Annotated in this window: 23 protein-coding genes and 2 tRNA genes; 16 read left to right on the top strand and 9 right to left on the bottom strand. The window is 68.0% G+C overall.

Going from position 1 to position 25,489, the window contains the following annotated elements; all coding sequences use genetic code 11:
* Nucleotides 1-66: 66 nt before the first annotated feature.
* The 3 genes from LX13_RS15245 to ilvC all read left to right on the top strand — a co-directional run bounded on the left by LX13_RS15245 (nucleotide 67) and on the right by ilvC (nucleotide 3,516).
* Complete coding sequence (locus tag LX13_RS15245; protein WP_253662780.1) at nucleotides 67-1,944, top strand: acetolactate synthase large subunit; 1,878 nt, start codon at nucleotides 67-69, stop codon at nucleotides 1,942-1,944.
* Nucleotides 1,941-2,444 (top strand): acetolactate synthase small subunit, encoded by a 504-nt coding sequence (ilvN, locus tag LX13_RS15240; protein ID WP_253662156.1) that lies wholly within the window; start codon nucleotides 1,941-1,943, stop codon nucleotides 2,442-2,444. The genes LX13_RS15245 and ilvN overlap by 4 nt, the downstream gene beginning before the upstream one ends.
* Before the next feature lie 70 nt (nucleotides 2,445-2,514).
* Complete coding sequence (gene ilvC / locus LX13_RS15235) at nucleotides 2,515-3,516, top strand: ketol-acid reductoisomerase (RefSeq protein WP_253662779.1); 1,002 nt, start codon at nucleotides 2,515-2,517, stop codon at nucleotides 3,514-3,516.
* Between the two features lie 335 nt (nucleotides 3,517-3,851).
* Here ilvC and LX13_RS15230 read toward each other — a convergent pair whose 3' ends face one another.
* Nucleotides 3,852-4,511, bottom strand: a complete 660-nt coding sequence (locus tag LX13_RS15230; protein ID WP_253662155.1) for a chymotrypsin family serine protease — start codon at nucleotides 4,509-4,511, stop codon at nucleotides 3,852-3,854.
* A gap of 201 nt (nucleotides 4,512-4,712) precedes the next feature.
* Between LX13_RS15230 and serA the strand changes: the two genes are divergently transcribed.
* Together serA and LX13_RS15220 are read left to right on the top strand one after the other, a co-directional pair.
* The gene (gene serA, locus LX13_RS15225; protein WP_253662154.1) at nucleotides 4,713-6,308 is read left to right on the top strand and encodes a phosphoglycerate dehydrogenase; all 1,596 of its coding nucleotides are present in this window, start codon (nucleotides 4,713-4,715) and stop codon (nucleotides 6,306-6,308) included.
* Entirely contained in the window at nucleotides 6,305-7,315 is a 1,011-nt protein-coding gene (locus LX13_RS15220; RefSeq protein ID WP_253662153.1) for a 3-isopropylmalate dehydrogenase, read from the top strand. Before serA ends, LX13_RS15220 begins: the two co-directional genes overlap by 4 nt.
* On the opposite strand, the gene LX13_RS15215 is transcribed toward LX13_RS15220, so the two are convergent.
* On the bottom strand, nucleotides 7,280-8,746 hold the full coding sequence (locus LX13_RS15215; RefSeq protein ID WP_253662152.1) for a diguanylate cyclase domain-containing protein: 1,467 nt from the start codon (nucleotides 8,744-8,746) through the stop codon (nucleotides 7,280-7,282). The genes LX13_RS15220 and LX13_RS15215 overlap by 36 nt on opposite strands.
* A 177-nt stretch (nucleotides 8,747-8,923) precedes the next feature.
* On the opposite strand from LX13_RS15215, the gene LX13_RS15210 reads away from it, so the two are divergent.
* Nucleotides 8,924-10,087 carry a beta-ketoacyl synthase N-terminal-like domain-containing protein gene (locus tag LX13_RS15210; RefSeq protein WP_253662151.1) on the top strand — a complete coding sequence of 388 codons (1,164 nt, stop codon included), beginning with the start codon at nucleotides 8,924-8,926 and terminating at the stop codon, nucleotides 10,085-10,087.
* Here the strand turns inward: LX13_RS15210 and LX13_RS15205 are convergent.
* Nucleotides 10,058-11,329: an MFS transporter gene (locus LX13_RS15205; RefSeq protein WP_253662150.1), complete on the bottom strand. Its 1,272-nt coding sequence runs from the start codon at nucleotides 11,327-11,329 to the stop codon at nucleotides 10,058-10,060. The two genes, LX13_RS15210 and LX13_RS15205, sit on opposite strands and share 30 nt — an antisense overlap.
* 132 nt (nucleotides 11,330-11,461) lie before the next feature.
* Between LX13_RS15205 and LX13_RS15200 the strand changes: the two genes are divergently transcribed.
* From LX13_RS15200 to LX13_RS15180, 5 genes are all read left to right on the top strand, one after another.
* Nucleotides 11,462-12,235, top strand: a complete 774-nt coding sequence (locus tag LX13_RS15200; protein ID WP_253662149.1) for a fumarylacetoacetate hydrolase family protein — start codon at nucleotides 11,462-11,464, stop codon at nucleotides 12,233-12,235.
* A gap of 3 nt (nucleotides 12,236-12,238) precedes the next feature.
* Nucleotides 12,239-13,066 (top strand): alpha/beta fold hydrolase, encoded by an 828-nt coding sequence (locus LX13_RS15195; RefSeq protein WP_253662148.1) that lies wholly within the window; start codon nucleotides 12,239-12,241, stop codon nucleotides 13,064-13,066.
* Nucleotides 13,067-13,071: 5 nt separating this feature from the next.
* Nucleotides 13,072-14,559, top strand: coding sequence for a glutamate--tRNA ligase (gltX, locus tag LX13_RS15190; protein WP_253662147.1), 1,488 nt, complete (start codon nucleotides 13,072-13,074; stop codon nucleotides 14,557-14,559).
* Between the two features lie 89 nt (nucleotides 14,560-14,648).
* A tRNA-Gln gene (locus tag LX13_RS15185) sits at nucleotides 14,649-14,720 on the top strand.
* A gap of 116 nt (nucleotides 14,721-14,836) precedes the next feature.
* A tRNA-Glu gene (locus LX13_RS15180) sits at nucleotides 14,837-14,912 on the top strand.
* 43 nt (nucleotides 14,913-14,955) lie between these two features.
* On the opposite strand, the gene LX13_RS15175 is transcribed toward LX13_RS15180, so the two are convergent.
* Nucleotides 14,956-15,453, bottom strand: coding sequence for an NADAR family protein (locus LX13_RS15175; RefSeq protein WP_253662146.1), 498 nt, complete (start codon nucleotides 15,451-15,453; stop codon nucleotides 14,956-14,958).
* Between the two features lie 142 nt (nucleotides 15,454-15,595).
* Here LX13_RS15175 and LX13_RS15170 point away from each other — a divergent pair, with 142 nt between their 5' ends.
* Nucleotides 15,596-16,090, top strand: coding sequence for a hypothetical protein (locus LX13_RS15170; RefSeq protein ID WP_372499946.1), 495 nt, complete (start codon nucleotides 15,596-15,598; stop codon nucleotides 16,088-16,090).
* 27 nt (nucleotides 16,091-16,117) lie between these two features.
* Here the strand turns inward: LX13_RS15170 and LX13_RS15165 are convergent, their stop codons facing one another.
* Both LX13_RS15165 and LX13_RS15160 read right to left on the bottom strand, forming a co-directional pair.
* A complete protein-coding gene (locus LX13_RS15165; RefSeq protein WP_253662145.1) occupies nucleotides 16,118-16,615 on the bottom strand; it encodes a pyridoxamine 5'-phosphate oxidase family protein in 498 nt (165 codons plus the stop codon).
* Nucleotides 16,616-16,666: 51 nt separating this feature from the next.
* A complete protein-coding gene (locus tag LX13_RS15160) occupies nucleotides 16,667-17,374 on the bottom strand; it encodes an IclR family transcriptional regulator (RefSeq protein ID WP_188490560.1) in 708 nt (235 codons plus the stop codon).
* 103 nt (nucleotides 17,375-17,477) lie between these two features.
* Between LX13_RS15160 and leuC the strand changes: the two genes are divergently transcribed.
* The 3 genes from leuC to LX13_RS15145 all read left to right on the top strand — a co-directional run bounded on the left by leuC (nucleotide 17,478) and on the right by LX13_RS15145 (nucleotide 20,351).
* The gene (leuC, locus tag LX13_RS15155; protein WP_253662144.1) at nucleotides 17,478-18,905 is read left to right on the top strand and encodes a 3-isopropylmalate dehydratase large subunit; all 1,428 of its coding nucleotides are present in this window, start codon (nucleotides 17,478-17,480) and stop codon (nucleotides 18,903-18,905) included.
* Nucleotides 18,906-18,935: 30 nt separating this feature from the next.
* Nucleotides 18,936-19,523, top strand: coding sequence for a 3-isopropylmalate dehydratase small subunit (leuD, locus tag LX13_RS15150; protein WP_253662143.1), 588 nt, complete (start codon nucleotides 18,936-18,938; stop codon nucleotides 19,521-19,523).
* Nucleotides 19,524-19,691: 168 nt separating this feature from the next.
* Nucleotides 19,692-20,351, top strand: a complete 660-nt coding sequence (locus LX13_RS15145) for an HU family DNA-binding protein (protein WP_253662142.1) — start codon at nucleotides 19,692-19,694, stop codon at nucleotides 20,349-20,351.
* A gap of 97 nt (nucleotides 20,352-20,448) precedes the next feature.
* Here the strand turns inward: LX13_RS15145 and LX13_RS15140 are convergent, their stop codons facing one another.
* Genes LX13_RS15140 through cofC form a run of 3 tightly spaced genes read right to left on the bottom strand, consistent with a single transcriptional unit; the run spans nucleotide 20,449 to nucleotide 24,358 of the window.
* Nucleotides 20,449-21,366 carry an NUDIX hydrolase gene (locus LX13_RS15140; RefSeq protein ID WP_253662141.1) on the bottom strand — a complete coding sequence of 306 codons (918 nt, stop codon included), beginning with the start codon at nucleotides 21,364-21,366 and terminating at the stop codon, nucleotides 20,449-20,451.
* Nucleotides 21,367-21,381: 15 nt separating this feature from the next.
* Nucleotides 21,382-23,634 carry an RNA degradosome polyphosphate kinase gene (locus LX13_RS15135; RefSeq protein WP_372499916.1) on the bottom strand — a complete coding sequence of 751 codons (2,253 nt, stop codon included), beginning with the start codon at nucleotides 23,632-23,634 and terminating at the stop codon, nucleotides 21,382-21,384.
* Nucleotides 23,624-24,358: a 2-phospho-L-lactate guanylyltransferase gene (cofC, locus tag LX13_RS15130; protein ID WP_253662140.1), complete on the bottom strand. Its 735-nt coding sequence runs from the start codon at nucleotides 24,356-24,358 to the stop codon at nucleotides 23,624-23,626. The genes LX13_RS15135 and cofC overlap by 11 nt, the downstream gene beginning before the upstream one ends.
* A gap of 156 nt (nucleotides 24,359-24,514) precedes the next feature.
* Here cofC and LX13_RS15125 point away from each other — a divergent pair, with 156 nt between their 5' ends.
* Nucleotides 24,515-25,489 (top strand): NAD(P)H-dependent glycerol-3-phosphate dehydrogenase, encoded by a 975-nt coding sequence (locus LX13_RS15125; RefSeq protein ID WP_253662776.1) that lies wholly within the window; start codon nucleotides 24,515-24,517, stop codon nucleotides 25,487-25,489.

Genomic DNA, 25,489 nt, shown 5'->3' with positions numbered 1-25,489 from the left:
GAGGAAACTGCAGTGAGCGCACCAGCAACACGCTCCCAGGACGGCTCCACGCCGTCGGGGGGTCGCGTGGCTCCGACACCTTTATCGGCCCGCCCCCGCACCGTCGGTGCGGCAACGGTGGCCCCTGAGCGCGTGAGCGGCGCGCAGGCCGTCGTCCGTTCGCTCGAGGAACTCGGTGTAGAGGTCGTCTTCGGCCTCCCGGGTGGGTGCATCCTCCCGGTGTACGACCCTCTGCTCGACTCCAAGAAGGTCCGCCACATCCTGGTCCGCCACGAGCAGGGTGCCGGTCACGCCGCCACCGGATACGCGCAGATCACCGGCCGTGCCGGCGTCTGCATGGCGACCTCCGGTCCGGGCGCGACCAACCTCATCACCCCGCTGGCCGACGCGCAGATGGACTCGGTCCCGGTCGTCGCGATCACCGGTCAGGTCGGTCGTGCGCTCATCGGTACCGACGCCTTCCAGGAGGCCGACATCACCGGCATCACCATGCCGGTGACCAAGCACAACTTCCTGGTCACCAACGGCGCCGACATCGCACAGACGATGGCCGAGGCGTTCTATCTCGCCGAGAGCGGTCGTCCCGGTGCTGTCCTCGTCGACATCCCCAAGGACGTCCTGCAGGCGCAGACCACCTTCTCGTGGCCGCCGCAGATCGACCTGCCCGGATACCGACCGGTCACCAAGCCGCACGGCAAGCAGGTCCGCGAGGCCGCCCGACTGATCAACGCCGCGCACTCGCCGGTCCTCTACGTCGGCGGCGGCGTCATCAAGGCCGAGGCCTCGGCGGAGCTCTTGGAGCTGGCCGAGCTCACCGGCATCCCGGTCGTGACGACCCTGATGGCCCGCGGCGCCTTCCCCGACAGCCACGACCTGCACCTCGGCATGCCGGGAATGCACGGCACGGTCGCGGCGGTCGCGGCGTTGCAGCGCAGCGATCTGCTCATCACCCTGGGTGCGCGTTTCGACGACCGGGTCACCGGTCAGCTGGACTCGTTCGCCCCGGACGCCAAGGTCATCCACGCCGACATCGACCCGGCCGAGATCGGCAAGAACCGCTTCGCCGACGTGCCGATCGTCGGTGACTGCCGCGCGGTCATCGTCGAGCTGATCGAGGCCCTGCGCGACGAGCGGGCGACCAGCGCAGGCTCGGTCGACATCTCGCAGTGGTGGACCTACCTCGACGGCATCCGTCGCACCTATCCGCTGAGCTACGACCGACCCTCCGACGGTGCGATGTCGCCGGAGTTCGTCATCTCCTCGGTCGGCAAGGCCGCCGGACCCGACGCGGTCTACTGCGCCGGCGTCGGCCAGCACCAGATGTGGGCGGCCCAGTTCATCTCCTACGAGAAGCCGCGTACGTGGTTGAACTCGGGTGGGCTCGGCACGATGGGCTACGCGGTTCCCGCGGCGATGGGTGCCAAGATGGCCGCCCCCGACACCGAGGTGTGGGCCATCGACGGCGACGGGTGCTTCCAGATGACCAACCAGGAGTTGGCCACGTGCGCGATCGAGGGCATCCCGATCAAGGTCGCCCTGATCAACAACGGCAACCTGGGCATGGTCCGGCAGTGGCAGACGCTGTTCTACGACAAGCGTTACTCCAGTACCGATCTCGCGACCCACTCGCACCGCATCCCGGACTTCGTCAAGCTCGCCGAGGCCCTCGGATGTGCCGCATTCCGGTGTGAGCGCGAGGAAGACGTCGACGACATCATCGCCCAGGCGCGTGCGATCAACGACCGACCGGTCGTGGTCGACTTCATCGTCGGCGCCGACGCGCAGGTGTGGCCGATGGTCGCCGCCGGTACCGGCAACGACGAGATCATGGCGGCCAAGGGAATTCGTCCGCTGTTCGACGACGACGAGTCGGCCGCCGAACCGATCGACATCCACGCCGTCATGGATCCGGCCACGCCGACCACCGGAGGTGCAGCGGAATGAGGACGACGCACACCCTGTCGGTTCTCGTCGAGGACCGCCCCGGCGTTCTCGCGCGCGTCTCGTCGTTGTTCTCGCGTCGCGGGTTCAACATCGAGTCGCTCGCGGTCGGCCCGACCGAGCTCAAGGGCGTCTCGCGGATGACCATCCTGGTCTCGGTGGAGGATTTCCCCCTCGAGCAGGTCACCAAGCAGCTCAACAAGCTGATCAACGTCATCAAGATCGTCGAGCAGGATCCCGACATGTCGGTGTCCCGCGAGCTGATGATGATCAAGGTGCGCGCCGACGCCTCGACACGCGCCGACGTCATCGGGGTCGTCGATCTGTTCCGTGCCAAGGTGATCGACGTGTCCACCGAATCGGTCACCATCGAGGCGACCGGTACGTCGGACAAGCTCGAGGCGCTGCTGCGGATGCTCGACCCGTACGGCATCCGCGAGATCGCGCAGTCCGGCGCGGTTGCGCTCGGACGCGGACCGAAGTCCATCTCGGCGACCCGCTGAGATCACGAAACCCAGTACAACGAGATCAATGAAGATCGAAACCGAAGGAGAGTCATAAGTGGCAGTCGAGATGTTCTACGACGACGATGCCGATCTGTCGATCATCCAGGGCCGCAAGGTCGCGGTCATCGGATACGGCAGCCAGGGGCATGCGCATTCGCTGAGCCTGCGTGACTCGGGAGTCGAGGTCGCGATCGGTCTCCGCGAGGGCAGCAAGTCGCGTGACAAGGCCGCCGAGCAGGGGCTCAAGGTCCTCAGTGCGGCCGAGGCCGCCGAGTGGGCCGACGTCATCATGCTGCTGGCGCCGGACACCTCACAGGCCCAGATCTTCACCGAGGACATCGCACCGCACCTCAAGGACGGCGACGCGCTGTTCTTCGGCCACGGACTCAACATCCACTTCGACCTGATCCAGCCGGACGCGTCGATCACCGTGGCGATGGTGGCCCCGAAGGGCCCCGGCCACCTCGTGCGCCGTCAGTTCGTCGACGGCAAGGGCGTGCCGTGTCTCATCGCGGTCGACCAGGACCCCAAGGGTGAGGGCGAGGCGCTGGCTCTGAGCTACGCCAAGGCCATCGGTGGCGCGCGCGCCGGCGTCATCAAGACCACCTTCAAGGAGGAGACCGAGACCGACCTGTTCGGTGAGCAGGCCGTGCTCTGCGGCGGTACCGAGGAGCTCGTCAAGATCGGCTTCGAGGTCATGGTCGAGGCCGGCTACGCCCCCGAGATGGCCTACTTCGAGGTGCTGCACGAGCTGAAGCTCATCGTGGACCTCATGTACGAGGGCGGCATCGCCCGTATGAACTACTCGGTGTCGGACACCGCGGAGTTCGGTGGCTACCTGTCGGGACCGCGCGTCATCGACGACGGCACCAAGGAGCGGATGCGCGGCATCCTCAAGGACATCCAGGACGGCACCTTCGTCAAGCGACTCGTCGCCAACGTCGAGGGAGGCAACACCGAGCTGGAGAACCTGCGCAAGCGCAACGCGGAGCACCCCATCGAGGTCACCGGCAAGAAGCTGCGCGATCTGATGAGCTGGGTCGATCGGCCGATCACCGAGACCGCCTGATCCACCGCACCACACACGAAGGCCCCCACCGGGATCCGGTGGGGGCCTTCGCCGTAGCCGCACCGTCCGTGTTGGGCCGTTGTGCGCCTGTGTTGGGCTCTGGTTCTCGTGTGGTGGGTCTTCGTTCGCGTCGGTTGGACGAAGACGACTCCGTCCGACGCCGGCCGCGCGCGACAGCGTAGAACAAGCGCCCAACAGCGGAGAACGAGGGCCCAACGCAGAGAAACTAGGGCCCAACAGCGGAGAACGAGGACCCAACAGCGGAGAACGAGGGCCCAACAGCGAAGGCCCCCACCGGGATCCGGTGGGGGCCTTCGTCTCGTCTGTGGTCTGCGTCAGATGACGCGGAAACCTTTCACGCCCGCGTTCGACATCGCGCGCAGGATCGGCGCGATGTTCGAGCCGGTCTCCGGGCCGATGCACGCGGTGAAGTAGTAGGCGTTGACCATGCCGATCAGGCGGTCCCCGATGACGACGGGGCTGCCCGAGTCACCCTCGGCGACACACACGGCCGAGAAATGCGACTGGTTGTCGGAGAAGAAGGTGATGCCGCAGGTCTGGCCGGTGGTGCGACCGGTCTTGCACAGCACCGACGGGAACTGCGGGGCGGCGGTCTGGATGGAGCGGATGGTGACACCGCGCACCGTGCGCAGCGGGACGACGCGGTTGGCGTCGAACTGGATCACGTCGAAGTCGAGGGTGTCGTTGGAGACGATGACCCGTCCGGCTGCGCCCTTGTTGCTGAACGTCTCGGACAGGACGGTCTGACCGACCGAACCGCAGTGACCGGCGGTGAGGCCGACGAGGCGTCCCGCGGAATCGCGACCGATCGTGGTCAGCGTGCACGCGGAGGCGGTGTTGCCGCCCTTGAGGACGACGATCCCCGAACCGCCGCCGAGGAAAATGTCGGGCTTGGCCGATGCGGTGCCCGCACCCCAGACCATCATCGCCATCGCCGCGCACGCGGCGAACAGGGCCACCAGCTTCTTCACCATCGGTGCTCCACTTCTTCTCACTTCACATGACCCCACGAAAAATCCGGCCGAGATCTCGAGCCAGACGCAATGTATCCGTAACCGCCGTCACACCGCCACTCCGGGAAGACCGCGACCGCCCGTGGTCGGGCGAATTGTGATTCAGAGTGCCCTCTAAGCTGATCGCTGAGTCGTTCCCGACAAGCAACAGGAGATATCCGCGTGAGCACAGCTGGCCGACCGATCGTCGTGATCGCCGACAAACTGGCACCGTCGACCGTCGAGGCACTCGGCGACGACGTCGAGGTGCGTTGGGTCGACGGTCCCGACCGCCCCAAGCTCCTCGAGGCGGTCGTGGACGCGGATGCGATCCTCGTCCGTTCGGCCACCACCATCGACGCCGAGGTCCTCGCCGCAGCCCCCAAGGTGAAGATCATCGCGCGAGCGGGCGTGGGCCTCGACAACGTGGATGTACCTGCGGCTACGGCGCGCGGCGTCATGGTCGTCAACGCGCCGACGTCGAACATCCACACCGCCGCCGAGCACGCGATCTCGCTGATGTTCGCGGTCGCCCGCCAGATCCCCGCCGCCGACGCGACACTGCGCGAGCACACCTGGAAGCGGTCCAAGTTCAACGGTGTGGAGATCTTCGGCAAGACCATCGGTGTGGTCGGTCTGGGCCGTATCGGACAGCTCGTCGCGGCCCGTCTGGCGGCCTTCGAGACCGAGATAATCGCCTACGACCCCTACGTCTCGCCCGCCCGCGCAGCACAGTTGGGTATCGAATTGGTATCACTGGACGAACTGCTGTCCCGAGCGGACCTGTTCACCGTCCACCTGCCCAAGACGCCCGAGACCCTCGGCATGATCGGCACCGCCGAACTGGCCCGCACCAAGCCCGGCGTCATCGTGGTCAACGCCGCCCGTGGCGGCCTGATCGACGAGGCCGCACTGGCCGAGGCGATCAAGTCGGGTCACGTGCGTGGCGCCGGACTCGACGTCTTCGCGACCGAGCCGTGCACCGACAGCCCGCTGTTCGAACTCCCCGAGGTCGTCGTCACGCCGCACCTGGGTGCCTCCACCTCCGAGGCGCAGGACCGCGCGGGCACCGACGTCGCCAAGAGCGTTCGTCTCGCGCTCGCCGGTCACTTCGTGCCGGACGCGGTCAACATCACCGGCGGCGCCGTCGACGAGGTCGTCGCGCCGTGGCTCGAACTGTCCCGCAAGCTCGGTGTGCTCGTGGGCGCGATCTCCGGCCAGGTACCCACCGCCATCACCGTCGACGTGCGCGGTGAGCTCGCCGCGAGTTCGGTCGACGTCCTGGGCCTGTCCGCACTGCGCGGCCTGTTCTCCGCGGTCCTCGAGGACCCGATCACCTTCGTCAACGCGCCCGGTGTGGCCGCCGACCGCGGAGTGACCAGCGAGGTCACCACCGCCACGGAGAGCCCCAACCACCGCAGCCTGGTCGACCTCAAGGCCGTGTTCGGTGACGGGTCCACGGTCAACGTCGCGGGAACGCTCAGCGGACCCAGCGAGGTCGAGAAGATCGTGAACATCAACGGCCGCAACTTCGACCTGCGCGCCGAGGGGCGCAACCTGGTCGTCAGCTACGGCGACCAGCCCGGCTCGCTGGGCAAGATCGGCACGCTGCTCGGCAACGCGGGCATCGACATCGCTGCCGCCGGCCTGTCCCAGGACGCCGACGGCAAGGGTGCGACGGTCATGCTCCGCGTCGACGGAGAGATCCCGTCCGATGTGGTCACCGCCATCGGGGAATCGGTGTCGGCGACGCTGATCCAGCAGGTGGACCTGTCGTGAAGCTCGCCGTCATCGCGGGCGACGGCATCGGACCGGAGGTCGTCTCCGAGGCGCTCGGCATTCTCGACGCCGTGCACCCCGACGTCACACGTACCGAGTACGACCTCGGCGCCCGGCGGTACCACCGGACCGGTGAGCTGCTGACCGACGCGGACCTCGACTCGATCCGCGCACACGACGCGATCCTGTTGGGCGCCATCGGCGATCCCTCGGTCCCGCCGGGGATCCTCGAGCGCGGCCTGCTGCTGACCATGCGCTTCGCGCTCGATCACCACGTCAATCTGCGGCCCAGCCACCGATTCGACGGTGTCACCTCGCCGCTCGCGGGCAACCCCGACATCGACTTCGTCGTCGTGCGAGAGGGAACCGAGGGGCCCTACACCGGCAACGGCGGTTCCATCCGGGTCGGCACGCCGCACGAGGTGGCCACCGAGGTCAGCGTGAACACCCGCTTCGGCGTCGAGCGCGTGGTGCGCTACGCCTTCGAGCTGGCCCGCACCCGCGGCAACAAGCTGACGCTGGTGCACAAGACCAACGTCCTGTCGTTCGCCGGGTCGATGTGGCAGCGCACCGTCGACGAGGTCGGCGCGGAATACTCCGATGTCGCAACCGATTACTGCCACGTGGACGCGGCGACCATCTACATGGTCACCGATCCGGGCCGTTTCGACGTCATCGTCACCGACAACCTGTTCGGCGACATCATCACCGACATCGCCGCCGCCATCAGTGGCGGCATCGGACTCGCCGCGTCGGGCAACATCGACGCCACCGGGACCAACCCGTCGATGTTCGAGCCCGTGCACGGCAGCGCGCCCGACATCGCCGGCCAGGGCAAGGCCGATCCGACCGCGGCCATCCTGTCGGTGGCCCTTCTCCTGCGGCACCTGGGCGAGGAGGCCTCGGCCGTTCGCGTCGAGCAGGCCGTCGCGGCCGATCTCGCCGAACGCGGCGACTCCACGTCGACCACCTCAGAGACGGCCGCCCGCATCCGCGGACGCCTGTAGCCCACCTGCTGCGTCGGGCAGCGGTTCGCCGAGCACCTCGGTGAACCGCTGAGTCCTGTTGCCGCCCGCGGCCTTTGCCGCGTACATGGCGACGTCGGCGTCGCGAAGCAGATCGTTGATCGTCCGGCTGTCACCGACCGGTACGGTCACCGCGCCGATGCTCACGCTCACCGCGACGGTCCCACCCGATCGTTCGATGGGCGCGGTCAGCGCGCGGTGGATCCGGTCTGCGACCTCGTCGACGCTCGCCGAGTCACCTACCAGCACCGCGACGAATTCGTCCCCACCCACGCGTCCCACCAGGCTGTCGGCGTCGACGGTGTGCCGCAGACGATCGGCGACCTCGCGCAGTACCTCGTCCCCGACGCTGTGACCGAACGAGTCGTTCACCGACTTGAGGTTGTCGAGATCGAGGAACAGCACGGCCATCTCGGTCCGCCGGTGCGGATCGGTCAACGTGGACCGGACGTCGGTGACCACGTGCAGACGATTGGGCAGTCCGGTCAACGAGTCGTGCGTGGCCTGGTACTCGAGTTGCGCGGTCGCGGCGCGCGCGTCAGTGATGTCGCTGAACGACACCACCATCGGCGAGCTCACGCCGGAGTCGAGCAGCGTGCACGTACCCGAGGTCCACAGGATCGGCCGATCCGACCATCGCAGACCCACCATGAAAGTCACCGGCGCAGCGGTCAATTGGGTTCGGACATGGGGGTGCTGGTCTGGTGACAGGGCGACGCCGTCGGCGTCGATGACTTCCGCGCCGACCCACAGATCGGTCAGGTTCGCGCCCACCGCCGACGAGGCGTCCACCCCGAAGATGCCGGCGGCAGCGGGGTTGATCGACTCGATCACGCCGGTCGCACTCATCACGATCACGCCCTCGACGAGGCTCGACACGACGTTGGTGTAGAGCAGTTCGGCCCGTGCGGCCGCCGCCTCGGCTTCTCGCTGCGGCGAGAGATCACGCAGCACCACCTGGTAGGCGTGCCGTCCCGCCCACCGCGTGAGCACCGATACCGCCTCCACCTCCACGTGGCGCCCGCCGAGTCGGCGCAGGACCATCTCGGTGGGTTCGGAGACCGCGCCGACCTGCTCGAGGTCGCGGATCCGGGCCACCATGGGCGGGATCGACTCCTGGCTGACGAACTCGGCCAGCGAGTGACCGACCACCTGCGTCGCGTCGGTCGCCCCGATCAATCGCAGACCGGCCGGGTTGACGAAGACGATCTCGCGGCCCTCGTGCACGACGATCGTGTCGGGACTGTGGTCGATCAGGATGCGGTATTCGCGGCCCATGGCGGCCATGTCCGCGTCGACCTGAACGGGCTCGGCGCGGTCGGTGTCGATCTGGACGAGGTCCGCGGGATGGGCGGACCGTTCACTCGTCGGTGACACCGAGACCTCCTCACACGTCGCATCGGGAGACACCATTGAACCACCTTTGTTGTGCACCAGTAACGGTGCAGGCCAGCGCATGTTTTGTGTCGACTGGCTAATCGAAAATCTGGATAGCGAATTCATTTTGTGCTCGCGGTGGTGATGGAGGTTAATCGACTTCGGGGGGATTTCCAGCACGGGACGTCTCACGGAGAAGAAAGGCGATGAATCATGTCGAGAATCATTCCGAGCATCGTGGGAATCGGCGCGAACACCGGTTATGGATGGGGTGCCGACGCACTCTGGCGCGGCGTCTCGAGTGGGAAGCCCGCGGCGGTGTTGCACGGCGGCTACAGCGAGGACGCCGACGAAGACGTCTGGTTGGCAAGGGTTCCCGCAGGCGGTGAGGTCGGGGACAGCCCCAGCCGGTTCGCCCGGGCGATGAAGGGCGCGGTGCGCGAGGCCATCTCCGATGCGTACGCCCGCGGCTGGGAACCGGGGCGTCGCGTGGGGTTGGTGCACGCGGTCGTCCTCGGTGACGTTGAGGACTGGCGCGATTTCTACCACGTCGACAACGGGGAGCGTCGAGTACGCGACTACCTCCGACTGCTCCCGTCGACACCGATCTCGACCCTCATGCAGGAATTCGGGTTCCACGGACCCGCGATGAACGTCTCTGCGACCTGCAGTTCCGGGAACGTGGGGCTGATCACCGCCAAGATGTGGCTCGACGCCGGGATCGTCGACGACGTGGTCTGCGTCGCGACCGACCTCTCGTTGACGCCCGAGAACGTCCGCCACTTCGTCCGGCTCGGCGCCGGGGTCGTCGACACCGAGCCACTCGACGCCTGCCGACCGTTCCAGGAGGGCAGTCGCGGGTTCGCGATGGGGGAGGCGTCGGTCGGATTCGTCGTCACGACCTCACCGGCGACGGGGTACGTCGACATCCTCGGCGGCGCGATGAGTCACGACGCGTTTCACGTCGTGTCGGTGGATCCCGACCACGGCCAGATCATGCGATGCGTGACCGACGCGCTCGCCGACGCGAACGTGCGGGCCGACGACGTCGCGTACCTCAACGCCCACGGTCCCGGGACGAAGCAGTGCGACGTCGCGGAGACGGCGATCCTGTCGGAGATCTTCGGTGTCGCACGTCCGGGTGTGTACTCGGTCAAGCCGCTGACGGGCCATTGCCAGGGCGCGGCGGCCGCGGTCGAGATCGCGGCCGCGGCACTGGGAACCGAGGCGGGGTTGGTGCCGGCCGCTCCCCGCGTCGCACCGGGTCATGAACTGCTGCTCGACGGCGCCACCCCGATGGTCGACGGCATCACGGTCAAGCCGTCGCTGGGGATGGGTGGACACAACTCAGTGGTGGTCTTCGCCCCGGCCGGGTGACGACGTCGCGGGGTGTCCGACAACGGGGTCGGGCACCTTCTCGATCGGCCGCGGGTCGGACGGCACCAGGGGCAGCGCGATCAGCGGCGCGACGGCCATGACCAGGAAGGCCGCCGGGAAACCCGTGGCGCCGATGAGGGCCCCGAACGTCGGCGTCGCGGCCGAGGTGGCCAGGTACTGGCCGGTGTTCTGGATGGCCAGGGCGCGCCCGCTCCATCGCGGACCGGCGAACTCGGCGATACCGGTGAAGGCGAGTCCGTTGTCGGCGACGGTGATCACGGTGGCGAACACCATGATCACCGCGGCAGCCGGACTGGAGAGCCAGTCGGTGACGGCCAACGCCGCCGACGCGACCCCGGCACCGAGGGCGATGACCCGGATCGGTTTCATCCGGCTGCCCCACACGTCCGACCACCGGCCGGCCGCGATCCGTCCTGCCGCACCGAGGATCTGACTGACGGTGACGAGGACGCCGGCCGGCCCGGGTGACCAGTGGTGGGCCACGATCAGCCAGGCCGGTACGAACGTCCACAGCATCGACTGCGGGATCACCAGCAGCACACTGACGGCGTGCACACGAGGCAGGAACGACGATGCGCGGTAGGGGTTCACGCCCGGGTCGACGCCGGTGTCGGCCGCGGCCGAGCGGGGCGGGTCGATGACGGTGATCGCCACCGCGATCAGGCCCACCACCGACATCGCCACCGGGACCCAGAGGCCGGCCGTCACACCGTGATCGGCGCTGAGCACGGGGATGGTCAACGCGCACAGTCCGATACCGAGGGGTTGGGCGGTCTGTCGGACCCCCATCGCGGTGCCCCGTCCGCGTGGGGGGAACCAGCCCACGACGATCCGGCCGCTGGCTCCGTTCGTGGCCGCCGAGACCATGCCCCCGATCAACAGCGTCGCGGCGATCACCCCGTATCCGAGTCCGGCGGCGGACGCCGCGGCGGCGGCCCCGGTGGCGACCACCGTGGCCGAGAGCGAGATCAGCAGGATGGTGCGTTCGCCGAACCGGTCGAGGGCGGCACCCCAGGGGATGATCGTGAGCATCAACCCGATGGTCGGGAAGGTCGCCAGGGTCGACGCCGCGGCCAGCGACAGGCCGCCGTCGGTGTGCAGCACGGGGATCAGGAAACCGGCACCGCTCACGGCGCAGGTCGTCGACATCGCACCGAGGATCGAGGCGACCAACATCGCCCATCGGCGTGCGACCGACGGCGCCGTCGTGTCCTCGACCATGTCGTCCCTCTCGTTGTGGGCGTGAGCGTTCGGGTCTGTGTGTTCACAATGTGAGACGCCTTGCCCATATGTTAGTACCGCAGACCGGTCCCGGGAAACTGTCCGTCTCGGCTGGTGAGATAGTCTCCAACCATGCGTCTAGGACGAATTGCCAGCCCCGACGGAGTGGCCTTCGTCGCCATCGACGGCGACGGGGACTCCGCACAGGCCCGAGAGATCGCCGAACACCCCTTCGGCACCCCGACGTTCACCGGCCGGTCCTGGCCGGTGTCCGACGTCCGACTGCTGGCGCCGATCCTGGCCAGCAAGGTCGTCTGCATCGGGAAGAACTACGCCGCGCACGCGGCCGAGATGGGCGACGTGGCCCCCGAGGACCCGGTCATCTTCATCAAGCCGAACACCTCGATCATCGGACCCCGTGTCCCCATCGTGCGGCCGCCGAGCTCGAACCGGGTCGACTTCGAGGGCGAGCTCGCCATCGTCATCGGCCGTCCCTGCAAGGACGTCGCCGCGTCCGCGGCCGCAGGCGTGATCCTGGGGTACACGGTCGCGAACGACGTGACCGCACGCGATCAGCAGAAGGCCGACGGGCAGTGGACCCGCGGCAAGGGCTACGACAGCTTCTGCCCGCTCGGCCCGTGGATCGAGACCGAGATCGATCCGTCCGACCTGGAGATCCGCACCGAGCTCGACGGCGTCGTGCAGCAGCGCAGCCGCACGTCGCTGATGCTGCACGACGTCGGTGAGATCGTCGAGTGGATCTCGGCGATCATGACGTTGCTGCCGGGCGACGTGATCCTGACCGGGACGCCGGAGGGGATCGGACCCATGACCGCGGGCCAGGAGGTCTCGGTCACCGTCGAGGGGATCGGCACCCTGCTCAACCCCGTCGTGGACAGGAGCTGAGGAATGGTCGTCGCACCGAAGACCGCGCGTGTCAACGGGATCGGGCTGTCCTACGAGGACGCCGGGTCGGGCCCGCTCGTCGTCATGGTGATGGGAACGGGGAGTCCCGGCCGGGTGTGGAAGGCGCATCAGCAGCCGGCCCTGGTGAAGGCCGGGTACCGCGTCGTCACCTTCGACAACCGTGGCATCGCGCCGTCGAGTGAATGCGCGGACGGCTTCTCGCTCGCCGACATGGTCGCCGACACCGCGGCTATCATCGAGTACCTCGGTGCCGGATCGGCCGCGGTGGTCGGGACCTCGCTCGGCGCACGCATCACCCAGGAGTTGACGCTGACGCGACCGGACCTCGTCCGGTGCGCCGTCATGTTGGCCACCTATGGCCGCAACGGCCCGATGCAGGAGGCGATCTCGACCGGTGAGCGCGCCCTGATCGATCAGGGGATCACGCTGCCGGACAGCTACCACGCGGCCATCGCCGCGCACCTCAACCTGTCGCCGCACACGCTGGCCGACGACACCAACGCCCGCGACTGGCTCGACATCATCGAGTTCTCCGGTCAGGACCGCTCGCCCGGCGTGCGGGCACAGTTGCAGTTGCACGCCGGTGAGGCCGACCGCCTGTCGGCCTACCGCGCCATCACGCGGCCGTCGTTGGTCGTCGGTTTCGCCGACGACCGCACCCTGCCGCCGCACCTGGCCAGAGAGGTGGCCGACGCCATCCCCGGCGCGCAGTACAGCGAGGTGGCCAAGGCGGGTCACTACGGCTACCTCGAGCAGCCCGACGAGGTGAACCGGCTCGTCATCGAGTTCCTGAAGCGGACGATAACCTGACCACCATGACCCAACCTGGTGCCGTCCGTGTCCGTTTCTGTCCGTCGCCGACGGGGACCCCGCACGTCGGACTGGTCCGCACCGCGCTCTTCAACTACGCATACGCCAAGCACAACGGTGGCCAGTTCGTGTTCCGCATCGAGGACACCGACGCCGCGCGGGACTCCGAGGAGTCCTACGCGGCGCTGCTCGACGCGCTGCGATGGCTGGGGCTGAACTGGGACGAGGGTCCGGAGGTGGGCGGTCCGTATGCGCCCTACCGGCAGTCGCAGCGCTCGGAACTGCACCGTGGTGTCGTCACCCAACTGCTCACCGCGGGCGAGGCCTACGAGGCGTTCTCCACCCCGGAGGAGGTCGAGGAGCGACACCGCGCGGCTGGTCGCGACCCCAAGCGCGGTTACGACAACTTCGATCGGGACCTGACCGATTCCCAGCGCGCCGAGTACCGCGCGCAGGGTCGTCCGGCGGTGATCCGTCTGCGGATGCCCGATCACGACATCACCTTCGACGACCTCGTCCGCGGACCCACGACCAGCAAGGCCGGCACCGTGCCCGACTTCGCGTTGACCCGCGGCAACGGCGACCCGCTCTACACCCTGGTCAACCCGGTCGACGACGCGACGATGAAGATCACCCACGTGCTGCGCGGTGAGGACCTGCTGTCGTCCACGCCACGCCAGATCGCGTTGTACGAAGCCATGATCCGGATCGGGATCGCCGAGTTCGTGCCGCAGTTCGGCCATCTCCCGTTCGTGATGGGGGAGGGCAACAAGAAGCTGTCCAAGCGCGACCCGCAGTCGAGCCTGTTCCACCATCGCGACCGCGGGTTCATCCCCGAGGGTCTGCTCAACTACCTGGCGCTGCTCGGGTGGGGCATCGCCGACGACCACGACCTGTTCTCGCTCGACGAGATGATCGCGGCCTTCGATGTGCGGCAGGTCAACTCGAATCCGGCGCGGTTCGACCTCAAGAAGGCGGAGGCCATCAACGCCGAGCACATCCGTCGGCTGGCACCGGAGGACTTCGCCGCCCGGCTGAGTGGCTACCTCGTCGACCGGGGACTGCTGGCGGCCACCGCCGACACCTCGTCGTTCCCGGTGATCGCCGATCTGGTGCAGACACGCATCCAGGTGCTCGGTGACGCGTGGGGGCTCATGTCGTTCCTGTACACCTCCGACGCCGACCTCACGATCGACGACGGCGCGGCGGCCAAGAACCTGGGTGCCGATGCCGGTCCGGTCGTCGATGCCGCGATCGCCGCGATCTCCGGCGTGGGGGATTGGACCACCGAGGCGATCGAGACGGCGCTCAAGGAGGCGCTCGTCGACGGGCTCGAACTCAAGCCGCGCAAGGCCTTCGGCCCGGTCCGGGTGGCCGTCACCGGATCGCACATCAGTCCACCGCTGTTCGAGTCCATCGAGCTGCTGGGCCGCGACAGTACCGTCGCCCGGCTGCGCGCGGCCCGGGAGAAGTATTGCAAATCTGACGCCTGAGCTGCTGGTTTGCGGTTCCCGACCAGCTCTTTGCTAGTCTACTTCTCGGCGCTTTTCGCTGGCGTAGATCGGCAGCGGGAGCCCTACCTTGGGGTATGGTGTAATTGGCAACACAGCGGTTTCTGGTACCGTCGTTCTAGGTTCGAGTCCTGGTACCCCAGCGTCGAGCGGTGGTGACGAGAATCGATTTTGGTTCTCGATCGTCTGCCGAGTAATCTGGCGAGGTTGCAAATTCTCCCGAGAATGCGTGACCGAGTTCGACACAGATGAAGTTCCTGGCCCCGTCGTCTAGCGGCCTAGGACGCCGCCCTCTCAAGGCGGTAGCGCGGGTTCGAATCCCGTCGGGGCTACCAGAAGGAATCCGTAGCAGTTCGTCTCGCTCAGCGAGCCGAAGTGCTACGGATTCTCTGTTTCCAGGGGGTCGGGAGCGGCCAGCTCGGCGGCCAGCCGCATCCGCACCGACATCAGGATCACGCCCAGGGCGTTGTCGCCGTCGACGTCGATGTGCTGCGGACAGAGACACGTTCCCCAGATCTGATCGTGGACCGTGTTCCCGTTGACCAGCACGCTGCCCATGGTGGCCGCGAGCTGCACACCCAGGTGGGCGTTGTGGGCGAACTTGGCGGCGACGATGACCTCCATCGCCGCGTACCGGTCGACGTCCCAGTCCTCGACGGCCTCGATGGTCTCGCCGAACGCGGTGGCGTCCTCGGCGGAGTCGACCGACAGGAGGTGGACGACGTCGTCGGGGTTCGCGGCCCGTGCGGCCGCGAACGCGTGCTCGCTGGTCGAGAAGACGTTGCCCCGGAACGGGGTCGGCACGGGTGCCGCGCTCGCGAGGTAGGAGTACTCGCCGTCGAAGGAGCCGATGACGTGCGGCCGGGGATCGATCATGACAGGGGGTGGGTCCTCACAGCCGGGCGACGCGAGTGCGTGCGGCTCCATCGTTGCACCGATCGCCGGTGTCGGTGCAATTGCCTACGATTCGCGCGTGCCCGACTCCGACACGCACCCCGCCGACGCTGCTGATCCCGTCATGGACAGGATCACCATGGCGGTCGTCGCCGCCCGTTCCGGTGACACCGACGAACCGCGCGCGGCTCTGGTGGATCTGTGGACGGAGATCACCGCCGGCGGCGACGCGCTGCACCGGTGCACGCTCGCCCACCACCTGGCCGATCTGTACGACGACCCGGCCCGGGCACTGATCTGGGATGTGCGCGCACTCGACGCCGCGGACGCGCTGACCGACGATCGCGCGCAGCAACACCATGCGAGCCTGCGGGTGGCCGGGTTCTATCCGTCGCTGCACCTGAACCTCTCCGACGACCTCCGGCGGTTGGCCTCGTTCGACGCGGCGGCCGACCATCTCGCGGCCGCACGCGACCGGGTGTCGGCGTTACCCGACGAGGATTACGGACGGTTCATCCGCGCCGCGATCGACGGGGTGGGCGCCGCTGTCGATCGGCGTTCGACCGAGCGACGTGCGTCGGCTCCGGGTTCGGGTTCGGGTTCGGGTTCGGCGAGCTGACCGACACCGACCGATCGACGAGTGTCCCTAGAGGTACTGAGCGGTGTTGCCGGCCAACGGGATCTCGGGGAGACCGAGCTTGCGATGGTCCCAGCTGCGGGTGCGTTCCCCGACGACCCGCACCGCGACCCGCTTGTTCATCATCTGGTCGACGAACGGCTTGACCTCCTCGGAGTACTCGCCGTTGTAGCGCTCCCACACACTGATCCCCACGCGCAGCAGGGTGTCCGGGTCGTCGACGATCTCGGCGCGTCCCTCGATGGCGACACCGCGCAGGGTGTCGTAGGTGTCGCCCGCCTCGACCATCACCGACACCGTCGGGTCGCGGCGGATGTTGACCGCCTTCTGTGACTTGGCCTTGGTCTCGAACCAGATCTCGCCGTCGAGCAGGGCGTACCACATGGCCACGAGGTGCACCGATCCCGTCGCCGAGCGCGTCGCCAATGTCGCTGTGCGGCTGCGCGCGAGGAACGACTCGATCTCCTCGTCGCCCATCACGATCTGCGACCGTTGGTTGTTTCCCATCGGAGGGGCTCCTGTCAGTGGTGATGCTGCGGGGGTGGTGATGCGGGGAGTTCAGGCGTGCAACAGGCGCTTGTGGATCGCGTCGGCCGCCGCGAGCAGGTCCGCGGCCCAGCGGGATCCCGGTCGGCGGCCCATGCGGTCGATCGGCCCCGAGACCGAGATCGCGGCGACGACGTCGCCGGCGGCGTCGCGGACCGGCGCGGAGACACTGGCGACGCCGGCCTCGCGCTCGCCGGCACTCTGCGCCCAGCCGCGCCTGCGGATCTCCAGCAGGGTGCGTTCGCCGAACGCACTGTCGGTCAGCAGTGTCCGCTGGGTCGCGGGATCGGCCCATGCCAGCAGGACCTTCGCCCCCGACCCGGCGGTCATCGGCAGATAGGCGCCCACGGGCACGGTGTCGCGCAGGCCGGTGGGCGGTTCCATCGCCGCCACACAGATCCGCTGGGTGCCCTCACGGCGATACAGCTGCACCGATTCCCCGGTGATCTCCCGCAGACGAGGCAGCACCATCATCGCGGCCTCACGCACCGTGTCGGTCGCCTCGGCGGCGAGCTCGGCCAGCGCCGGGCCGGGACACCACTGTCCGGCCGTGTTGCGCACCAACAGGCGGTGCGTCTCGAGGCCCATCGCGAGTCGGTGGGCCGTCGCGCGGGGGAGACCGGTCTTGACGCACAGTTCGTTGAGGTTGCAGGGGCTCTCGGCGATCGACCGCAGCACCGCGACCGACTTGTCCAGGACACCGACCCCGCTGACGACCATGGCCGAACCCGTCCCACCGGACGCCGACGGTGCGCTAATATGTCTCACAGGTCGATACTAGACTCCCGAATATTGATATGCACGCGAATGTGGTGATGACGCAATGAGTACAGCGAAGACTCTGGCCGAGAAGGTCTGGGCCGAACATGTCGTCCAGTACGGCGAGGCCGATGCCAGTGGACAGCACAATCCGGACCTCATCTACATCGATCTCCATCTCGTCCACGAGGTGACCTCCCCGCAGGCCTTCGAGGGGCTGCGGATCGCCGGACGCCCGGTCCGTCGACCCGATCTCACCATCGCCACCGAGGACCACAACGTCCCCACCATCGACATCGACAAGCCGATCGCGGACGTGGTGTCGCGGACCCAGGTGGACACGCTGCGCAGCAACTGCGCCGAGTTCGGGATCCGCCTGCACCCCATGGGAGACGCCGAGCAGGGCATCGTCCACATCATCGGCCCGCAGCTCGGACTGACCCAGCCGGGTATGACGATCGTGTGCGGCGACAGCCATACCTCGACGCACGGTGCATTCGGTGCGCTGGCAATGGGAATCGGCACCTCGGAGGTCGAGCACGTCCTCGCCACGCAGACGTTGTCGTTGCGTCCGTTCAAGACCATGGCCATCACGGTCGACGGCGAACTGCCCTTCGGCGTCACGAGCAAGGACCTCATCCTCGCGATCATCACCCAGATCGGCACCGGCGGCGGTCAGGGATACGTCCTGGAGTACCGCGGCTCGGCCATCGAGAAGTTGTCGATGGAGGCGCGAATGACCATCTGCAACATGTCGATCGAGGCGGGGGCCCGCGCGGGCATGATCGCGCCGGACCAGACGACCTACGACTACCTGCAGGGGCGCCCCAACGCGCCGACCGGTGCGGACTGGGATCGCGCGGTCGAGCACTGGGAGAGCCTGCGCACCGATCCCGGGGCGGTGTACGACGAGGAGGTGCGGATCGACGCCACCACGTTGTCCCCCTTCGTCACCTGGGGGACCAACCCCGGGCAGGGTGCCCCGCTGAGCGCGACCGTGCCCGACCCCGCCGAGTTCGGCGACTCGTCGGCGGCGACGTCGGCCGAAAAAGCGCTCGCGTACATGGATCTGATCCCCGGTACGCCGCTGCGCGACATCTCGATCGACACCGTCTTCGTCGGCTCGTGCACCAACGGGCGGATCGAGGATCTGCGCTCGGTTGCCGAGATCCTGCGCGGTCGAACCGTCGCCGAGGGCATGCGGATGCTCATCGTCCCGGGGTCGATGCGGGTCCGTGCGCAGGCCGAGACCGAGGGGTTGGGCGAGATCTTCACCGCCGCAGGTGCGGAGTGGCGACAGGCGGGTTGCTCGATGTGCCTGGGCATGAACCCCGATCAGCTGGCCCCGGGGGAGCGCTGCGCGTCGACCTCCAACCGCAATTTCGAGGGCCGTCAGGGCAAGGGCGGCCGGACCCATCTGGTCTCGCCGGAGGTGGCCGCAGCCACCGCCATTCGCGGGCGGCTCTCGGCCCCCGCCGATCTGAACGCCTGACCAGTTCCGCCACACGACCCGCGAGGAATCATGAAACCGTTCACCACCCACACCGGAATCGGCGTACCCCTGCGTCGCAGCAACGTCGACACCGACCAGATCATCCCGGCGGTGTATCTGAAGCGGGTCACCCGCACCGGATTTGAGGACGGCCTGTTCGCCGCCTGGCGCAACGACCCGGACTTCATCCTCAACAACGAGCCGTGGTCGCGGGGCTCGGTCCTCGTGGCCGGCCCCGATTTCGGCACCGGGTCGTCGCGCGAGCACGCCGTCTGGGCCCTCTCGGACTTCGGATTCCGGGTCGTCATCTCGTCCCGTTTCGCCGACATCTTCCGCGGGAACGCCGGAAAAGCGGGTCTGGTGGCGGCCCAGGTGGAGCAGTCCGACGTCGATCTGATCTGGAAAAGGCTCGAAGAAACGCCCGGGACGGAAATCACCGTCAGCCTTGAGGATCGAACCGTCTCGGTCGATGACCTGGTGGTGCGCTTTGGGATTGACGACTACACGAGGTGGCGTCTGATCGAGGGTCTCGACGACATCGGATTGACATTACGGCAGGTAGAGGCCATTTCTGAGTTCGAAAAGGCAAGGCCCGTATGGAAACCGGTGACCCTGTGAAGCCCGCCTGAGGATCTGCTGAGGGTCGACATCGTATGTCCTTGGAGGACTACGTACATCGCGACACCGAAACTTTATCCACGTAGGACGTGGAACTTTTCGATTTTCACGTTTACCGTGTGCTGTAGCTGGCTCAACGTGGGCCACCAGCTTGCGGAGGTTGAACCCATGAATAAAGCAGAGCTCATCGAAGAGCTTACGAAGAAGTTGGACACCGACCGTCGCACGGCGACAGACGCTGTCGAGCACGTCGTCGACACGATCGTTCGCGCGGTGAACAAAGGTGAGAGCGTCACCATCACCGGCTTCGGTGTTTTCGAGAAGCGCAAGCGTGCCGCCCGGGTCGCGCGCAACCCGCGCACCGGTGAGACCGTGAAGGTCCGCCCGACGTCGGTTCCCGCCTTCCGTCCCGGCGCTCAGTTCAAGGCCGTCGTCGCAGGCAAGCAGAAGCTGAGTGCCTCCGGACCGGCGGTCAAGCGCGGCAGCGGAACTGCTGCCCCGACCAAGACCGCGGCCAAGAAGGCCCCGGCGAAGACCGCGGCCAAGAAGGCGGCACCGGCCAAGAAGGCGGCTCCGGCGAAGAAGGCCACCACCGCTGTGAAGAAGGCGGCTCCGGCCAAGAAGGCCACCACCGCCGCCAAGAAGGCGACCACCGCTGTGAAGAAGGCGGCTCCGGCCAAGAAGGCCACCGCCGCCGCCAAGAAGGCGACGACTGCGGTGAAGAAGGCGGCTCCGGCCAAGAAGGCCACCGCTGCAGCGAAGAAGGCGGCTCCCGCCAAGAAGACCGCGGCCAAGAAGGCTCCGGCCCGCAAGGCACGCGCTCGCTGATCGTCCTCGACGATCGGCAGTGACGACCAGCTGACAACCCCCGATGGACTTCCCGCCGTCGGGGGTTGCCTGCTGTCCGGGGCTGTTCGCGCTCGGATCAGTCGGAGTCGGCGCGGCGCAGCGGACTGTCGATGTGGTCGACGGACACGACGTCATCACCGTCGAGGGTGAGCACCCACATCCCCGCTTTGCGGTTACGGGTCCGAGGCATCGACGCGGGCCCGGCACCGACCCACGACGCCAACAAGCCGGGAATCACCTTGCCCTGGCTACAGATCACGTGCACACCGTCGGCGCGCGCGATCTCGCGGACACGCGTCAGAGCGGACTCCGGATCCTCCTTGTAGCTCTCCTCCGACAGCGCCGGCTCCACCCGGATCGGCGCCGAGAGTGCCACGGCGAGCGGCTCGAGGGTCTGGAGGCAGCGGGTCCGGTCGGCGGCGTGCAGATACCGACCGCCGAAGGCGGTGAACTGTTCGACGAGCCGTTCGGCCTGGGTCCATCCGAACGGTTCGAGCGGTCGGAGGCGGTCGTCGCCCCGATACCGCGCCGACCGACCGGCCTTGGCGTGGCGGACCACGAGCACGGTGTGCAGGTCGGCGGGCAGACGGGCGAACTCGGCCAACACCTTCCGGTCGGCGCCGTAGCTGAGCCGGTCACGAGCGGCCGCGAGCGTGCACCACTCGATCTCGTCGACCTCCTCGTTCAGGACGAACTCACCGCCGGTGACCCGCGCCGACCAGTAGTGCACGTACTTGCGGCTCGACGAACCCAGGTCGTAGTCGACCCGACGCAGGTGGCGACCGAGGCGGACCGAATAGCCGGTCTCCTCGGCGATCTCACGGACCGCCGTCGCGACGAAGGTCTCGTCGTTCTCGCACTTCCCCTTGGGCAGGGTCCAGTCGTCGTATCGGGGTCGGTGGATAACCGCGACCTCGATCGCGGGCTCGCCGTCGACGACCGGTCGCCAGACCACGCCGCCGGCCGCGTACACCGATTTCCTGTGTGACGTCATCACGTTGGGTCGTCGCTATGCGGAGTTGTCGGCCCTGCTGCGGTGTCGGCGCATCATCTCCCGTTGATGATCGCGAACCTCTTCGCCGGCCGCGGGGGACGCCGTCCACCCGCCGTCGGCCTCGAGGACCCAGCAGCGTGTCGTCGGATCGAGTGCAGAGGCGAAGATCTCGCCCATCTCCCGGGTCAGGCGCTGATCGCGGACCTGCGCCATCACCTCGATACGCCGATCGAGGTTGCGGTGCATCATGTCGGCGCTGCCGATCCAGTACTCGTCGAGCGCCCCGAAGTGCAGGATCCGGGAGTGTTCGAGGAACTGGCCCAGGATCGAACGGACCGAGATGTTGTCGCTGATCCCGGGCACGTTGGGGCGCAGCGCACAGATGCCGCGCACGACGATCTCGACCGGCACGCCCGCCTGCGATGCGCGGTAGAGGGCGTCGATCACCTGCTCGTCGACGAGTGCGTTGGCCTTCAACTGGATTCGGGCGCGTTCGTCACCGGCGCGGTGGTGGTCGATCTCGGCGTTGATGCGGGCGATGATGCCCGCCCGGACACCGTGCGGTGCAACCAGCAGGTTGCGGTACTCGTGCTTGCGCGAGTACCCGGTCAACGTGTTGAACAGGTCGGTCAGGTCGGCGCCGATGTCGGGGGCCGCGGTGAGCAGGCCCACGTCCTCGTAGAGCCGCGCGGTCTTGGGATTGTAGTTGCCGGTACCGATGTGGCAGTAGCGGCGGATCGTCGACCCCTCACGGCGCACGACGAGGCAGGTCTTGCAGTGGGTCTTGAGGCCGACGAGTCCGTAGACCACGTGCACACCCGCCTGCTCGAGCTGCCGCGCCCACTTGATGTTGGCCTGTTCGTCGAACCGGGCCTTGATCTCCACCAGGGCGACCACCTGCTTGCCCGCCTCGGCGGCGTCGATCAGCGCGTTGACGATCGGGGAGTCACCGGAGGTGCGGTAGAGCGTCTGCTTGATCGCGAGGACCTGTGGGTCCGACGCCGCCTGCTCGATGAAGCGCTGCACGCTCGTGGAGAACGAGTCGTACGGGTGGTGCACGAGCACGTCGCCCTCACGCAGCGTCGCGAAGACGCTCTTGGGGGTCTCGCGCTCGCCGAAGGCCGGATGTGTCGCGGGGACGAACGGACGGTCCTTGAGCGACGGGCGGTCGAGCGCGAACACCTGGAACAGGCACGAGAGGTCGAGGATGCCGGGCACCTCGATGACGTCGGCGGGGTTGACGTCGAGTTCGCGCAGCAGCAGTTCGAGCATGTGCTCGCTCATGTCGTCGGCGACCTCGAGTCGCACAGGGGATCCGAAGCGACGCCGGGCGAGTTCGCGTTCGAGGGCCTGCAGGAGGTCCTCGTCGCGGTCCTCCTCGACCTCGAAGTCGGCGTTGCGGGTGATCCGGAAGACGTGGTGTTCGACGATCTCCATCCCCGGGAACAGGTGCCCGAGGTTGGCCGCGATGAGCGTCTCCATCGGCAGCAGGATCGTCGCCGCGGGGCCGTCGTCGTCGCTCTGCGACCGACCCGACCGCGACATCAGCTTGTCGACCTCGACGAAGCGACTCACGTTGTCGGGCACCTTGACCCGGGCGAAGTGCTCGCCGCCCTCGGCGACGTCGGACACGGTGACGGCGAGGTTGATGCTCAGGCCGCTGATGTAGGGGAAGGGGTGCGCCGGATCGACCGCCAGCGGGGTGAGGACCGGGAACACCTCCTCGTGGAAGTACTCCGACATCCGGGCCTGCTCGTCGTCGGCGAGCTGATCCCAGGACACGACGTGGATGTCGTTGTCCGCCAGTGCGGGCCGGACGGAGTCCATGAACACACGGGCGTGCCGCTCGGCGATCTGCTGGGTGCGCTTGGCGATCATCGACAGCTGTTCGCGGGGGGAGAGGCCGTCGGCCGATCGCACCGACAACCCGGTCTCGTCGCGACGCTTGAGCCCGGCCACGCGGACCATGAAGAACTCGTCGAGGTTCGAGGAGAAGATGGCGAGGAACTTGGCCCGGTCGAGCAGGGGGAGCGAGGTGTCCTCGGCGAGGGCCAGAACGCGGGAGTTGAAGTCGAGCCAACTCAGTTCGCGGTTGAGGTAGCGGTCCTCGGGGAGATCGGCGCCCTCGTCGGGGACGAGTGTCGCGGCGGGCGGCGCCACCGGCAGAGCCGGGGTCACGACCTCCGGCGGTCGCGTCGTGACGTCGGCGTCGGCGGATGGATCTACGGGTGAACTGTCCTGGGAAGCCACGCCACCATCATGACGCATGCGGCGTCGGTGTGGAGGCGAGGGAGCCGAGTCCGACGTCGGCGAGGACCTGTGCTGTGGCGCGTCCGACGCCGAGGGTCATGGCCGCGGCGAGATCGTCCACGGTGTCGACGTCGGTGCGCAGGTCCGGCCAGAGGTCATCGGTCTCGGCGACGAGATCGACCGCACCTGCATCCCGGTGCGCCTGCGCGGATCCGACGCCGAACCGGGGGGTGACGTCGGTGGTGTCGCCGATGATGAGCATCGCGGTACCCGACCCGGACCGGTCGGTGACGATGGCCTGCCGATGACCGTCGGCGCGTGCGAGCGCGGCGCTCAGATGCTGTGCGCGCAGGGCGGGGAGATCGGCCTGCAACACGACGATGCGTGCGTCGCGCAGACCGATCGCGGCGTCGATCCCCCGGGTGAGGGCGCGGTTGAGCGAACTCGTCGTGGGATCGGCCGCGTCGGTGGGCGCATCGGCGACGACACGTGCGCCGTGTCGACGGGCCGTGTCCTCGACGTCGGGGTCCGGGGTGACCACGACGATGTCGTCGACGCCGGCGGCCCGGGCGGCGGAGATCGTGTCGCTCATCATCGCCAGCACCAGGGCGCGACGTGCGTCGGCCGGGACCACCGGAGACAGGCGGGTCTTGGCGTCGGCCAGCCCTTTGACCGCGAGGACCGCGGCGATCGGCCGCGCCCGCGGCGCGGCCGAGGTCCCCTCGCGTGTCCCGTGCTGCATCACCCCACTATGCGACAACCCGGGTCCCGCCCGTCATCCGAGGTCGGCCCCGCGGTGGATCTCGGAGACGGTCGCGCGGTGCGGGCGGGGCACTAGGGTGGTGGCGGGCCGGAGTCGACGGCCCCGGTCGAGGAGGTCGTCGTGCGTGCTGCCGTGATGGGTTCGGGGTCGTGGGGAACGGCGATGGCCGCGGTGCTGGTCGACGCCGGCACCGACACCGTCCTGTGGGCACGTCGCCCCGAACTGGCGCGCTCGATCGCCGACGACCACGTCAACCCCGACTATCTGCCGGGCATCACACTGCCCGAGTCCCTGCGCGCGGTGAGTTCGGTCGACGAGGCGCTCGACGGTGCCGACCTGGTCGTGTGCGCCGTGCCGTCGCAGTCGTTGCGCGCCAACCTCGCCGGGTGGTCCATCGCGCCGGACGCCACGTTGATGTCGTTGGCCAAGGGTGTGGAGAGCGACTCGCTGATGCGGATGAGCGAGGTGATCGCGCAGGTCACCGGCGCCGATCCCGACCGCATCGCGGTGCTGTCCGGGCCCAATCTCGCGCGGGAGATCGCGCAGCGACAGCCCGCGGCGACCGTGGTGGCCTGCCCGGACGAGGCGCGCGCGATGGACATCCAGAACGCCTGCAGCACATCCTATTTCCGTCCTTATACCAACACCGACGTGGTGGGCTGCGAGATCGGTGGGGCGGTCAAGAACGTCATCGCGCTGGCCTGTGGGATGGCCTCGGGGGCCGGACTCGGCGAGAACACGCTGGCCTCGATCATCACCCGCGGACTGGCCGAGACCATCCGGCTCGGGGAGGCGCTCGGCGCGAAACCGGAGACGTTCGCCGGTCTGGCCGGTGTCGGCGATCTGGTCGCCACGTGCTCGTCGCCGCTGTCACGCAACCGGTCGTTCGGGTCACGCCTGGGCGAGGGACGCAGTCTCACCGAGGCCCAGGAGGCCACCAACGGTCAGGTGGCCGAGGGCGTGAAGTCGTGTTCGTCGGTGCGTGCGCTGGCGGCGGGTCACGGTGTGGAGATGCCGTTGACCGACGCCGTGCACCGGGTATGCCACGAGGGACTCGGCGTCCGCGACGCGATCATCGCGCTGTTGAGTCGCAGCACCAAGCCGGAGTGA

Origin of the sequence: Williamsia maris (assembly GCF_024171815.1) — a bacterium.
In the GTDB taxonomy this organism is placed as follows: domain Bacteria; phylum Actinomycetota; class Actinomycetes; order Mycobacteriales; family Mycobacteriaceae; genus Williamsia_A; species Williamsia_A maris.
Note: the sequence above shows the minus strand (reverse complement) of the source record. Positions and strands in the feature narration are given on the sequence as shown.

Coding starts and splice junctions, on each gene's coding strand:
- LX13_RS15210 (WP_253662151.1), top strand. CDS start 8,924: ATGTCGAGAATCATTCCGAGCATCGTGGGAATCGGCGCGAACACCGGT.
- gltX (WP_253662147.1), top strand. CDS start 13,072: ATGACCCAACCTGGTGCCGTCCGTGTCCGTTTCTGTCCGTCGCCGACG.
- ilvN (WP_253662156.1), top strand. CDS start 1,941: ATGAGGACGACGCACACCCTGTCGGTTCTCGTCGAGGACCGCCCCGGC.
- LX13_RS15125 (WP_253662776.1), top strand. CDS start 24,515: ATGGGTTCGGGGTCGTGGGGAACGGCGATGGCCGCGGTGCTGGTCGAC.
- LX13_RS15205 (WP_253662150.1), bottom strand. CDS start 11,329: ATGGTCGAGGACACGACGGCGCCGTCGGTCGCACGCCGATGGGCGATG.
- LX13_RS15195 (WP_253662148.1), top strand. CDS start 12,239: ATGGTCGTCGCACCGAAGACCGCGCGTGTCAACGGGATCGGGCTGTCC.
- cofC (WP_253662140.1), bottom strand. CDS start 24,358: ATGCAGCACGGGACACGCGAGGGGACCTCGGCCGCGCCGCGGGCGCGG.
- LX13_RS15230 (WP_253662155.1), bottom strand. CDS start 4,511: ATGGTGAAGAAGCTGGTGGCCCTGTTCGCCGCGTGCGCGGCGATGGCG.
- LX13_RS15135 (WP_372499916.1), bottom strand. CDS start 23,634: ATGCGTCATGATGGTGGCGTGGCTTCCCAGGACAGTTCACCCGTAGAT.
- LX13_RS15170 (WP_372499946.1), top strand. CDS start 15,596: ATGGACAGGATCACCATGGCGGTCGTCGCCGCCCGTTCCGGTGACACC.
- LX13_RS15200 (WP_253662149.1), top strand. CDS start 11,462: ATGCGTCTAGGACGAATTGCCAGCCCCGACGGAGTGGCCTTCGTCGCC.
- LX13_RS15160 (WP_188490560.1), bottom strand. CDS start 17,374: ATGGTCGTCAGCGGGGTCGGTGTCCTGGACAAGTCGGTCGCGGTGCTG.
- LX13_RS15175 (WP_253662146.1), bottom strand. CDS start 15,453: ATGATCGATCCCCGGCCGCACGTCATCGGCTCCTTCGACGGCGAGTAC.
- LX13_RS15215 (WP_253662152.1), bottom strand. CDS start 8,746: ATGGTGTCTCCCGATGCGACGTGTGAGGAGGTCTCGGTGTCACCGACG.
- leuD (WP_253662143.1), top strand. CDS start 18,936: ATGAAACCGTTCACCACCCACACCGGAATCGGCGTACCCCTGCGTCGC.
- leuC (WP_253662144.1), top strand. CDS start 17,478: ATGAGTACAGCGAAGACTCTGGCCGAGAAGGTCTGGGCCGAACATGTC.
- ilvC (WP_253662779.1), top strand. CDS start 2,515: ATGTTCTACGACGACGATGCCGATCTGTCGATCATCCAGGGCCGCAAG.
- LX13_RS15145 (WP_253662142.1), top strand. CDS start 19,692: ATGAATAAAGCAGAGCTCATCGAAGAGCTTACGAAGAAGTTGGACACC.
- LX13_RS15165 (WP_253662145.1), bottom strand. CDS start 16,615: ATGGGAAACAACCAACGGTCGCAGATCGTGATGGGCGACGAGGAGATC.
- LX13_RS15140 (WP_253662141.1), bottom strand. CDS start 21,366: ATGACGTCACACAGGAAATCGGTGTACGCGGCCGGCGGCGTGGTCTGG.